The sequence below is a fragment of the Stieleria maiorica genome, assembly GCF_008035925.1.
Classification (GTDB): Bacteria; Planctomycetota; Planctomycetia; order Pirellulales; family Pirellulaceae; genus Stieleria; species Stieleria maiorica.
In genome coordinates this window covers 192,603-206,995 of the sequence record NZ_CP036264.1, presented here as the reverse complement: position 1 = coordinate 206,995, position 14,393 = coordinate 192,603, and the positions used below count along the sequence as shown (strand labels likewise).

The window sequence follows — 14,393 nt, the reverse complement described above, 5'->3', positions numbered from 1 at the left end:
CGCCGGTCACCTCCAGGTTGCGCAACGTGATGTTGTCCCCCCCGGTAAACTCGATCGCATAATTTCCTGGATTGGTGTTGTTCCGATCGAGCACCGCGACCTTGCCGGCGTCGGTGGGGCCCTGAATGACAATTCCGGAATCCACCGAAGAAAGTTTGAGATTCGTCGTCAGCGTGTACTCGCCGGAATCAACATAGATCGTATCACCGCTACCCAAATCGTAGGTGTTCAATAAAGCTTGGATGGTTGCCATCGGTGTCGAGGGCGTCAGTCCATCGTTGGTGTCATTTCCCGCAGCCGACGTGTATTGATTGTCGCTGAAGTCGACGTCACCTGAAATGTTCACGTAATATGCACTGATCGGTTCGGTGATCGAAAACGCATGGTCGCTGGAATCGACCTCTTGCCCCTCGCGGACCACACGAATTCGATACTGATCGCTCGGAGTGACGTCTGCGGGAATCGACCAGAGAAACTCTCCCGAGTTCGCGAGGTCCGTCGCCAGTACCGTCACCCCAGGGTCGTCATCGCGAGTAAGTTCGATCGTCACGTCACCCAGTTCATCGTGACTTCTCCACCGGATTACAAACTCTCGTCCGGCGGGAATGGCTTCGCCGCCGTTGGGTCGCGTCACCAACAGGTATTCGGTCGGACTTAACGAAGCATACGTCGTATTGCCGAAGGCTCCCAGGTTGATGAAACCGCCGTTGGGAACAGGTTCATCAGTGAAGTCGGAACCCGCGTTTCCACGGTCGATTGCCGGTGATTGCTGGGTGTCCTGAACGACCGCCGCACCCAGCAGGACCGGCAGCCCCGTGAGGGAGTCTGATACAGGGGTCTCGCTTCCCGTACTCCGCCCGTGCAAGCTTTGCAGGTGAAAATCATCGTTCCGCCCGTCATTCGATTCGTCGACATAACCAAGCACGCCGTCCGGTCCGGTCGGATTGACAAACAGCGGATCTTGCTCGATTGAATTACGGTCTTGTCCCGTCGCACTTCGCCACAGAGCCAGCGTCTCGCGGGCACCTTGCCAGTTACCGACGCGGCCACCATCAGTCACTTCGTACAGATTAAAGTCGCTGGAGAAACCTTCTTGGCTGTCACTGGCGATGCTCAGCGCCGCTCCTGACCCCACGACGACGACGTTATTTAGGAACGTCAGGTTTTCGCTGTTGGAGTAGAGCGAAACGGCATTTCCGACCGGTTGAAAGATCGTATTGTTCCGCGCCAATGCATTGTAGCTTCGGTGAATCCGAAGGCCTCCGCCGGGATTGTCGTAGACCAAGTTGTTTTCGATCTCCAATCCGCTTTGGTCAAGGTCGATGCCGTATTGGTTGGAATAGACGATGTTTCCAGTGATCCGACTATCGCCCAAGCCCACGATGCCGTACGTCGTGTTGTTGTAAATTCGGTTGTGCCGGAGCTCGCCACCACCAACGCCGTGGAGATAGGCCCCCCGATCATTATCGGTCACTACATTTTGTTTTCCGATGCCGCCGTAGCCTAGCCTCAATCCGTAGGTGCCCGTCGTGCGATGACCAGTGATCGTATTGCCGACTACAATCACCATCCCATTGGCGATCACTCCATTACCGCCGTTGCCAGCGACCACGTTGCCGAGCCCCAAGGACAAATCTTCGTTGCCAATCGTCGTCGTGCCTTGCTGCGCTGATCCTATCTGGATGCCGTCCCGCGTGTTGTTGCGGAATTCAGACGCCTGAATCGTGGCGGTCTCGGCGCGGATGGCGTAGATCCCGTAGCCGTCATTGTCTTGGACAACCAGATCGCTGAAGACGCCACTCATTTCTCGCGTCCAGATACCGTCCGATGAATTACCACTGACCACGGAATCGGTCAGATCGCGGATATAGCTCGACGCATAGATCCCGTAGCCGCGATTGCCCATCACCGTTAAATCTGTCGCCGACGAAATTCCGGCAACGGTCAGACCGCTGCCATCGTTGTCCCTTGCGGTCACATTCTCCAAGCTGCCGACACCGGACCCGACAAAAATGCCATCCGCTCCGTTGTCGATCGCCACAATGTTCGCCAGTCGCGTTGCCGACGACCCGGATTCGAAGCGCAGTCCTTCGTGCCGGTGCCCTGTCAGCAAGAGATCGCTAGCGACGAAGTTGGTCGTTCCCCCGCTTGCCCAAATGCCTCGACCGGCGTCCATCAGATCGAGCCCCGAGATCGTGACAAAGTCTGCGTCGCGGAGCTGAATCAGTGAATCGAGCCGAGTCGGGTTGACGAAATCAAACGTGGCGTCCGCCGTCTCGGCCAGCGGCCCAACCCAGGAAAACCCTTCGTCGTTTCCTTGTGAGGCGCCGCCAGAGACTTCTACGGGCGTTTGCAGCAGGTAGTTGCCGGTATCGTTGAAAAGTGTTTGCCCGGGACGCAATGCATAGGTCCGCATCACATTGGCGGGGTTCGGCTTCGGCGCATCGGGGGTTCGTCCGGTGTTTCGGTTGTCTCCGGCGGCCGAGGTGTATTCATCGCCGAGGGCAGAATTGTCGTTGACGTAGTAGGTGTCGGTCTCTTCCGGAACGGAGAAGCCTTCGCTGCTGCGATCAAACACAATCGGTGAATCGACAAGTGAAACTTGGATCCGTAAACCGTGTGTTCCGGCATCAAGGTTGGCCGCTTCCGGAGACCAGGCGAACGATCCGTCATCGACGGTTGACTCTGTGAGAGTCAACAAATGAGTAGGGCCGTCGACGTCGTCCTGCAGAAGATCGATTCGAACAAATGCACTGTCTCCATTTCCGAATGTGTTCCAACGAATCTCACGGATGTCACTTCGCAGCCAATCGGTGTACAAGTCCGGGCTGAGTAGCTGAATCGCCGGGACCGTCGGATACGCTTCCTGGGGGGGCGTGGGTTGCACTGCACCGATGTGCCGTCGTTCGTCACGGTTTTCAAGCCTCACGAAGGTGTGATCTAAAAAGGCATCGTTGGACAAACCGGTAACCGTGGTCGCCTGGAACCAATATCGAATGGATCGCGTGCCGACCGGCAAAGGGAAGGAGTCGGCGATCCGCAACCAGTCTTCAGAAATCGTTGTGGCGTTCAATTGGCGAGAGGTGAGGACTTCGCCGGCCGCGTTGAGGGCTTCCAGCTGAATCATTCCTTCGTCGGGAGACGCCGCCGAGGTCCGAACGCGACCGCCGAATTCGACCTGCAATATTCCGCTGTCGAGTACCGCCACATCCAATCCCTGTCCCGCCAAGTCGATCACTTGCTCGGCACGGACGACAGCGGTGTCACCGGGATCGAAGTAGTTGTCGCTTGAAAATGCGAAGGCCGGGTCGGTGACGGTCGATGCCCCGTCGTTGACGATCCAATCGGCCAGCCCCGATTCAAACCCTGGATTGATCAGCAGATTTGAAGTGTCGTCAACGAATGCGATGTCGTCGATGGGATCGGCGGCCAACACCGGCAAGTTGCCGAAACGCTGCCCCGCATTCGGCCAATGCAACCCAAAGTCATCGGTCGCTGCCGACACAAACTGCGGGTCAGACCACGAGGGATGGATCTTGGTCGTTCCGCGAGAATTCAGGTCGTACCTTGCCAGATCAGCTTGCCAGTCCAAGAGGTCGGTAAACTCTTCCGACCAGTGAATCAGCACACCCGAGGATCCGGCGTGGAGCAGATTGAAATCGCTGACCAAACCGGTCTGACTGACGTGGTCAAACGACAAATTCGTTCCTGAAACGGTTGCGAACAGGTTGCTGCGAATTTCGAGATGGCTGGTGGAATTGGTTGCTCGAATCCCGTCTCCGTTGGTCGCATAGAACGTGTTGTGGATCACACGAGTTCGGTCGATGTTGTTCGCAACGATCGCGACATCGCTGTTTCGCGCAAAGACGTTTTGAGAAATCTGCTGGTCGGAGCGGGCGATCAGTCCGGTGACGTTCTGGGTGATCCGATTGTTAAGGACGGCGCCGTCGAAATCCACACCGAGAATATTCGAGTGAATCGTGTTGGCTTGCTCCAGCGATGCCCCGCCCAGTTGACCGACTCCGGTCACGCCAACGTCGTTGTCATGAACGGATTGGAGTTGCATCCGCCCGGCAAGCTCAACGCCGGTCTCGTTGTCGTAGATTGCGTTGGGCAGCGTCGTCCCGGCGACGAACCCCAGGGCTGCGTCCTCGTCGGCCACCGTTGCAACGACGCCGACGCGGTGTCCGTAGATGTGGTTGGCCTCCAAGATGGTCGGCGCAGCGTAAGTCACGCCGACGTCGCTTCCGGAAATTGCGTTGTGATGGACTCGGCCCTGAAAGGATTCATTGATCACCAGAGTCTGGATCTGATTCTCGCGGATCTCGCCCGCCGCGACCGATTCAATGTGGATCGCGCCGGCTTGGTTGTGTTCGACAACGACATCGGTGCCGCCACCCGACTCGATCGAGAGCGACGTTTCAATCGTGTTGTCACGAATCAAGGCCCCCGCTGTTGCCCCCGACAGCGAAAGTGACCGGAGATGATTGCCGGTCAGCGAATACGATTCGCCGCCCACGACATCGAGCTCCCACAGCGACGAATCCCGAACAGTGACGCGTTGCGCGGACTCCAGCGACACCGAACCTGTCACGGACAGGCCTTGCAGTGTGACATCACTCGCGTCGCGAACGACCACGTTCCCGCCGATGATGGCTTGGTTGTGATTCAGGATCAACACGCCGGAATCATCAGAGCCCACGGTAAACCCCGGTTGATTGTGCTCAATGACGATGACGTCTCCCGGGCCCAATGAATGGTTGGCAAGGATCTGGGCAACCGTGCCAGAGGAACTCGTTCGGTAGACCGAACCGGTGATCGGCTCGGGACCTTGCCGAACGAAGATCGGTGAACGTCCCGATTCTCGATTCGTCCAGGAAACGATCGGACGCCCGTCAGAATCCAGTGCGATGTGATAGCCCGAAATCTGACCGCGTGAGACAACCGCGCCGCGCCCGCTGGCCTCTCCCGGAAAGGTTTCGGCGAATCGAGACCCGTTGAACGTGGTGACGTCGATCGACGATTGAATGGATGCCGAGGATCGTTCCAGCGGCAACTGATCTCGCTGCCAAGTCAGGGCGAGGGCCTGGCCATCGGATGCCAACTGCGAAGTATGACCGTGACGTGGCGCGAGAGCGTTGCCATCGATGTCGACGATTTCGATCGCCTGCCACGAAACGCCGACCAGTCGTGCCGCCTGGACCGAGCGCATGTTGGATGTGAATTGGGTCCAAGCCAGGTAGATCAAACCTTGGTGATAAACAATCGACGGTTTGCCGATCTCATCGGTCGGGATCGCCGGGCCGGCGACGATTGCCGAGCCGATCGTGTTCCAACCGGCACCGTCAAACTCGGCCGTTGTCACTTGAATCTCTCCGGCACTCAAACTGATCCAGCTCACGGCAATGCGGTTTCCGTCGATCGCCACGTCGAAGGAGAGAACATCGTTGGCCGACTGGCTGATTCCGCCGCCTGTGGCTGAATCGCTTGCGATCTCCTGCCATGTCCCTTGCGAAAATCGTCTCGCATAGATCTGACTGTTGCCCGAAGAGTCATCGATCCACAATGTGACGGGGCCGTCGTCGGTCATGACCAACATCGGGTCGCGTGCTTGCCCCGTTCCGCTGATCCCGCCTTCGCTGTCGGAATCGCCCAACGCCTCCCAGCGGTTGGAGGTCGCATTGTAGCGACGGAGATAGATGTCGGTGTCACCATCGTTTGTCTGCGTCCAGGCAACCAGCGGACGGGCTTGCGAATCGATCGCAAGCGTCGGGCTTTGGCTCGCTTGGACCGACTGGTCCAACCCGCGTCCGGTCAGGCTGCCGCCAATCTCGCTCCACTGGGTTCCGTCCCATTTGGCAACGCCGATGTGGGATGAATCGGGCGTCTGCTTTGTCCAAGCGACGTAAGTCGCTGCAACGCCCGTGACGACGGCCGGATCGCTATTCCATGAACCTTGTCCACTTAAACCATGCACCGACGCGGAACCGGACAACTCGTTCCAACGTCCGGCCACATCGGGCGCCGCGGGGAGGATTACGCGAGCGAAGATTTCCGGCGGTGTTGAGCCGGGCGCCGGATCAGGCGTAGGACTGGGGGGTTGAAAATCGGCAGGGTTGGCTGATTCGCCACTGCCGTAGTCGATCGTGTCGCCCGAACTTGTGCCCGGGTCGATGAAGTCATCGCCACCTTCACCAAAGTGCAAGTCGTTTCCGCCTTGCCCGAAGAGCTGATCGTTGCCTCCGGTATCGGGCCGACTGGGGTCGGCGAAGTCGCCGTACAGATAGTCAACTGCTGAATCGTCGTCGGATGCATTGTTGCGGTGGCCGTAAATTCGATCATGATCGGCTCCACCTACGATGATGTCGATGCCGGCTCCGCCGAAGAGCAGGTCATCGCCGGCACCGCCATCGATCTGGTCGTCGTCTGCGCCACCATCGACTTCATCATTACCGCCGTAGGCATAGATCACGTCGCGGCCGGCTTGGCCGAACAACAGGTCGGCGCCGTCGTCCGAGCCGTGCAGAACGTCGGAATCCTCTCCGCCCTCCAATCGGTCTCGATTCCCACCGCCGGCGTAAAGCACATCGCGACCTCGGCCTCCGAACAGCGAATCCGTACCCACACCACCATCCAGATGGTCGTCGCCGTCTTGGCCTTCTAGCAAGTCATCGCCGCCGCGGCCGAACAATTGGTCCTGTCCCGCCCCGCCGTAGATCAAATCGTCACCGAGATACGAACCGGTAAGTGTGTCGTTTCCTTCGTCACCGAAAAGTTGATCGTTCGAACCAGCACCGGCGTCGATGTGATCGTCACCTAAGCCTCCGATGAGAAGATCTCCGTGTGATCCGCCGTGGAGCGAATCGCGACCGGCGCCTCCATCGATTCGGTCGGCGCCGCCGGAGCCGAAGATCCGGTCGTCGCCGGTTCCGCCGTACAGCAAGTCGCCGAAGTAGACCTCGTCGCTATGATCCGGGTCATCGCTTCCGTCGGCGGATCCATAGATTCGGTCGGCGCCTTCATCGCCATAAACGACGTTGCCGATTCCGGCACCCGCGTAGATCAGATCGGATCCCAATCCGCCGGTGAGAAGATCGACACCGCGGCCGCCGTGCAGGATGTCGTCGCCGAGCTGTCCGGCGATTGTATCGTCTCCCGCATCTCCATAGAGGGTGTCGTCGCCTTCCTCCCCATCGACTTGATCGTTCCCGTCGCCGCCCGATGCAATGTCGTTCCCCAGCCCGCCAAAGAGCGTGTCTTCACCTTGGTTTCCGAACAGGCGATCATTGCCGGAGTCCCCGAAAATGGTATCGTCACCGGCCGACCCTTCGATTCGGTCCGCATCTGCACCACCGGCAAGCCGGTCGTTGCCGTCGTTGCCAAACAACTGATCCGCGCCGCTATCACCATAGAGACTGTCGGCGGAAGCGTCATCTGCGGTCGTGTCATCGCCATGACCATAGATCCGATCTGCGCCCGATCCACCACGAAGCGTGTCGGTGCCCAACCCGCCGGCAATCAGATCACTCGAAGATCCACCGAAAACGAAATCGCTTCCGCTGCCGCCATGGATTTCATCGGCACCGGATTCGCCCGACAGAATGTCGTCGCCTGGGCCGCCGTCGATCAGATCGTTGCCCGCACCAGCATAAACGAAGTCAGGTCCTTCCTCGCCGTAGATGACATCGCGGTCCGTTCCGCCGAAGACCGTATCTTCGCCAGCGCCGCCGTAAGCTGTATTGAGCCCAGAGATCAGCGTGATGACATCATCGCCGCCTTCGCCGTACACGTGGTCGTTGCCGTCTCCGGCGAGAATCCAATCCGTTTCATCGCCACTGGCGGGCAGATTCAGGTGGCCATAGATCCAGTCGTCTCCTGTGTGTCCCGCCAGCACGTCGCGCCCCGATCCGCCGTAGACCGTATCGTCGCCAATGCCCGCGAAGATTTGGTCGTCCCCGGCATCGCCCCAAAGTTCGTCATTGCCGGCCTCTCCATAAAGGAAGTCCATCGTGTCGCCACCGGAAAGGAGATCATCGCCGGAGCCACCCCAAGTTTGGTCGAAACCGGCGCCGCCATGGATGGTGTCGTGCCCGTTGTTGCCATGAATTTCGTCCGCGCCGTCTTCACCTTGGATGCGATCATCGCCGTGGCCGCCGCTGATTGTATCGTTGCCCGAGCCGCCGACGACCGAATCGTCGCCGGTTCCGGCGTGGATCTTGTCGCGTCCGCTTCCCCCCTGGATCGTGTCATCGCCCTCGCCTCCGTTGATGACATCATCTCCGTCGTTGCCGGACAATTGGTCTGCCAACGTATAGCCGGTGATCACGTCATTTCCGTCCCCGCCAAAGATGGTCGCGGGAACGGCGTACGGACCCTTGATCAGGATGGAGTCGTTGCCCGACCCGCCGTGGGCATAAACGCCGGTGATCGGAATCGTTCCGTCGCCGATGACTTGATTGATTCCGAATGCCGAAACGATCGCATATCCCTGTTCGAACACCTGGACTTCGAACACCTCATTGCCATCGATCACGTTGCCGATCAATCGCATCGCCGCACGCGGTCCCATGTTCAGGTACAGCGTGCCATCGCTGCCGATTTCACCCAGGATCGGCGGGTCAATCACGCCCTCGCAATCGATCTGCAACCGGTCCTTGATCTGCGATGAGAGCCAGATCGTTTCGGGATGTTTCAGTAGGTGAACTTTGCCGCTTCCGAAGCGGCCGAAATTGTAGAAGCCGTCGATAATCGTGTAGTCACGGATGTGAAGATCGGCGGCGCAGGCCAATTTGCCTTCCGGATAATCGTCGATAAAAACGCGTCCGTCGCGGTCGGCATCTTTCAACCTAGCCGTCGCCTCGTAACGGAGGCCGCCACGGACACCGATTTCGCCGGCGAGGCTCGCTTCCACCTCGACCCATTCGAAAACATACTCGGTGACCTTCTTTAGGACGCCGTTGATCCACTTGTTCTTTGTTTTGGGGACTCGCTCTTGGACAAGGTTGATGAAGGGGATGCCGATCTTGTGGGAGGCGATATCAAAAGTCACCTCGGCGTCGACGTCCAACTTGGTTTCATTCTTCTTTGCCGAGATGAACGGCCCTTTGACGCTGTGGAATCCCGCCGTGACATCGACAAAGAAACGCACTTCTCCGCTGGTGCGACTGGCCAGCTCGCCGGCGATCAAACCGACAGCGCCTAGCCCACCGGTGACGGGCACCAGACTCAGCAAGGAACCGGCCACCACCGGCATCAGCTCCGAAAACTCAAAGAAACGACTTCGATTGATCGTTGCGGTGACGTCATAGCGAGGCGCGTCGAACCGAACCATCTCCACCGGGCGACCGAGGAACAGCTTCCCAAAGCCGGTCTGGTTCCGCAGCACGTCGAGGGTCAGCGTGGTCCCTTCGGCGCGAAGATTACTCAGCTGAATTGCATAACTTCCTGCGGCATCTTCAAAATCGTCGGTGACGTCCGTGGAGTCACCGATGAGTTTAATGTCAACTTCCTCGCGATCGTTGCACGCCGGATTTTCGGCGGGACAAGCTTCGTCGGAAGGATGGAGCGGATCGTACCGATTGGTTTTGAACTTGAAGCCGCCCAGCGGGATTCGTACGGCCGCGAGTTCGCCCGCGTAGGCTACTCGTTCCACCGCCTCGATCATCTTGCGGAAGTCGGAAACGTTTTCCTTCACCTCTAATGGAAAAATGTCGAACAGCGTTGTTTTTCCGAACAGCTTTCGCAGAATGTCGTTCTCCGGAGTGTCCGCGGCAAAGATCGGTTCTTCAAATGCCGACTGCGGATTCCGCAGGGCATCGGCAAATTCCGAGATCGCCTCCAATTCCGGTTGGATGAACTGGGTGATCAGGCTTTCGGCCCCCAGCGTCAAGTTCTCAAACCGGATCGTGGAATGAGTGCCGTTGATATCAACGGCAATGTTCTGCACCGACGGAACAGATTGTGTCGCATAGGTCTGGTTCGACCAAATGACGTCCAGTGATCCGGCGATGGTTGATTTCTCAAACGGGGTTCCGCCGGGATCGGGAACGAATTCCAGTGGGGTACGGTAGTAAATCGCTTCAAAATCAAACTTGGTCGTCGGTACAACGTTGACGTTCGCCCCCCCGACGATTCCAAAGTCATTCAGGACGGTCGGATCATTCGCAATTTCCGACTGAAGGTTGTTCACTGTTTTTCGTGGGTCAGGATCGACGATCGACGCTGGCAGGTTGAATTCGCCGTCAACCAAGTAGCCATCGCCACTCGGTTCATCCAAATCAATCTGAATCGTGCCCGTCAGGTTGGTCCCGGTGTCGTTCAGATTCACCAGCATGCCTCCCATCCAGCCCGTGATCTCGGATGGGAAGTCGCTCAGACCCAGGAGCCGTATTTCGATTTCATTCGGATCTTCGGTGTAGATCCACGTCCGTTGGTCCACCGTGTATCCGACGCGCAAGTCGAACACGACCTTATACGACAGTGTCACGTTTGCCTGCGGATCCGCGATAAACCCTGGAATCCCAAGAGAATTGAGCGGAACCGACGTGGTGAAACTGAAGATCGGCGGTAGCACGACGAAGATATCCCGGCAAAACAGCGTCCCCGCTGGCGGATTCGGCGGGCAACTTCCGACCGACATTTCTTCGGGCGACGACGGCTCGCTACCGACAGGGGCCGATCCGCTGGACTCGAGCGAACTGACGTAACGCTCAATGGCCGCTTGTGCGACCGCATCGGAAAGATCACCGGCAAGGAAATCGGCCTCGATTTCGGCGGCAAGGTCTTCACCGAGATCCGACAGGAACGTCAGGTCGACGAGCGAATCTCCAATCAACGGCAGTCGTGCTGCCAGCGTCGTGGCTGAGGCCGCTGTTTGCAAATCACCGAACAGACTGCGAAAACTGTCCGGCAATCCGGACACGTCGGCTGTCGGGTCGATGCTTGCCAACAGCGAACCGAGATCCGGCGATGTGCCGATCGTCCCGTTGCCGGTCAACGGATCGATCGTGACGTTCAGGTGCTCCGCCAGCGCTGTCTGGCCTGCGGGATATGCAATGGGAAGGTCGGCCGTGGCTTGCCCCGTCACCGTCGAGTTGACTGTTGAGACGAGGATCTGCGACGCGTCCCACTTGCCGCCCGCAATCGTCGGCAACGAGAACGCAACGCCTGCTTCGCCGCCTTGGCCGTCATCCAAATGCAAACTGCCGCCAGCCACCTCCAGGTTCAAGGGCCCCACGATGGCATCGAAACTGACGCCATTCTGGGCCAAATGCAGTCCCACCGCCGCGGTGGAATCCTCGTGGACATAACTCGTCGCTCCCGCGACATCCAGATCAAACCCGAATACCAACTCCGCCGACGTGGTGACATCGACAGGCAACAAAAAGCTTGCGTCGCCTCGAAAGTCCGTCACGCCATCCAAATGGCTCGCCGGCACATCGGATCCAAGTTGGTAACTGTCCAGCGGTACCAATAACGGCAGGTTTCTCGTCCGAGTTTGCTGGCCGGTATCGATCGTGATCCTTAGGTCGTTGCCGCCGATCAGGTTCCAAGCCACCTGATCCATTGTCAGCCCCAGACCATCCGCGATGGTCTGGCGAAGCGTTTGCAGCGAAACGTTGTCTGTTGCTGCGATCTGATCGACGCCGGCAAGAAACTCGGGCGCGAGCGAAACAACTCCATCGATTGATGTCGGTGTAAAGGGAAGCCTGGCGTCGAGCGTTTCGGACTGATCAGCCATCTGAAGGAAATGCCCCGCAGCACGCAGCCCAGCGAGGAGTTCGTTCTTGGTCAGCGATGAAAGTCGTTCGATTTCGCTTGCATCAATGAAGGTTGCAACCTCGTCGTCATCCGATGTCAAATCCGAATCGGCCACCTGGATCTGCGGTGCGTTTCCCGAAAGGGGCAGGACATCGTCGGATACCGCGATGGGCAATGTGATTGTTCCGGATCCTGACGCGGTTGCTGTCCACGGCGTCTCGTCGGAGTCCAACGCGGCATAGAGTTCCCCAAGCGACTGGCTGGTCGAGGGACTGTAGGCGAACCCGGATTGCACCGATCCAGACGCTGACCCACCGGCCACATCGACTTCGACAATCCCGGTATTCCCCTGGCCGACCAGACCGGACATCGACAGCGTTGTGGTCGCGTCCCAATCCACGGAGCGAACGCGAATCCGCTCGTCAGGGCTGCTGACGTCGACCCCGAGTGCCAGATTGGGCTGGGAGACCATCGTTCCACTAAGCCCAAGTTCCAAGCCGGCTACCCCGCCTTCGACCGCCTCGATCGTCAATGTCGAATCGGCCGTCTCCGCTAGCGTTGATATCAACAAGACCTCTTGAAACAACTCCGCCTTCACCGGAACGGCGGCTTGGTCGAGCGCAAATTGAAGGTCCTCGACCAGGTCGGCACGGCTGGTATTGTCCGCCGTGGAAAGCTGCGTGAGCGTAATGTCCTTCGACGGACCAGAATGGACTGAGATTTGAAAATTCGCGTCGCCACTCAGAATGCCATCGCCCGGCAACTCTTCCAAGCCGAGCAGGGAAGCGGCGCGGGGCGGCGGCGGTGAGGCCAATCCCAACTCGGTCACCGACGCGTCCTCCGGATCGGCGGCAATGACCAGCACCGGGGCATTGATCGATGGCAAACTGGTCAGTCGAATGCGGCGATCCACGACTTCAACCGTCAGCCCCTCGATTCCCGAGGCAGCGATCGCGGTTTGGATGTCTGTGACCAAGTCGGCGACCGATGTGTTCGCCGGATCACGCGGAACGTGAACCTCTTCTTCCTGCCAAAGACCGAGGGCCACAGTAAAAACAGCATCGCGACTGAGCACACCATCAGCCGGCACGTCCATTTGTCCGATCAACTCCGTGTGGTGTTCCGACAAGTCGATCGCGATCGAGAGCCCCAGCTGGTCAACGACACTGGTCACCGCGACTTGACCATCCCCGACAAAATCAGTCAATGGTCCGAGTGTCATCCCCGTGTCGAAGGGAAAGCTGTCCTCGTACACGGTGACGCTGCCCAGCGGCAAGTTGAAACTGAGCCGCTGAGTGCTCTTGTGGTACGAAGGCTGAAGCTCACCGGGCTCGACTCCCAGGGCCGCCGACAGTTCTGAAAAGAAATGCTGGTAAGTCGCGATCGGCGCCTCGCGATCTTGTAACAAAGGTTCGATGACTTGAGTCGAGAGCACGGAATCGACCGGCAGCACCACATCAACGTCAGTGCCGACGATCCAAGGCGTGTCCAAGTCGCCGAGTTCACTTTCGATCGCGCGTTGCAGCCAAGTCGAAACTTGAGTGAGCGGCGAACGCAGATCGATCACCGGGACTCGATTGAAGGCGTCAAAATCATCAAAGGCCGAACCGAGCAGTTCATTATCGAATCCCGTCGCCCAAAGATTCGCGCCATCGACGATGACTTGTCCGGCCAAGGCCTGAGTTCCAGAGATCGATCCCGTTGGTGTGACGTTAAAGGACGCCGATAAAGGCGTTTGAGGTTCCACCACAACGCCGATCGACTCGACTTCAATCCCTTCGTGCAAGTCCGCCAGACGAAGGATCTCGGGATTGCCTTCGGCATCGATTGGAAACGGGATGTGCGCATTGGCTACCGAGGATACCGAACCCGTAACCGAGAGTTCTACCGCGCCGTAGTCGCCGACAAAACCGAGATCGGATTCACTGACCCCATAGGTCCACGAGATGTCGGCAGGTCGAATGAAGAATGACTGATCGGCCGATGATTCGTAGTTCGTGTCGATTCCGAAATCGAATTCGAACGTTCCCGATAAGACGAGTTCGATGACGGGGAGCGACTGGCCAGGATCGATAGTGATTCCGCTGCTTGCAAGCAGCGGTGCGGGATCCAATGTGAGTGTTTCCGAGCTTGCCAAATCAATCGTGGTCCGAATGGCGGTCTGTCCGTCGGCCTGAACGATCTGACCACCGACGAAATCTGCCAGCGACTCAAGCGTCTCTTGATCGTCCGGGGTCTGGTCAAAGTATGCTTGAATCGGCGCGGCAAGTTGGTTCGACGCGGCGACTTCGAAGCGGATCACGCTTCCCAGCGTCGGACGCCCCTGCGTCGATGCGTCTCGGCCGAACGCCAAGTGGCGATCGAGTTCCGGCTGTCCGCGAAATTCGCTCAACCACTGTGCGATCCCGTCGGCGCCTTCCAATATACTCTCTCGGTCAAAATCGCTGACGGGGGTCGCGGCGAGCAAGCGTCTCGGTTCACAAACTTCGATGGCAAGCCGGCGTCGCCGCGCGATCCGGATTTTTCGACTTAGCGTGTCTTTCTTAGACTTGGTCTCGAACATGCAGCAACCAACTGTACGGAGTTCTGGTTCCACGGGCGGTTTCGGATTGAGACGACTTCGACGGCATAGC

1 protein-coding gene is annotated in these 14,393 nt (G+C 58.4%); it reads right to left on the bottom strand.

Annotated features, from left to right (window positions below; all coding sequences use genetic code 11):
• The coding region (locus Mal15_RS33845; protein WP_199773787.1) for a right-handed parallel beta-helix repeat-containing protein at nt 1–14,323 on the bottom strand (14,323 nt) is incomplete at its 3' end.
• Nucleotides 14,324–14,393 lie beyond the last annotated feature (70 nt).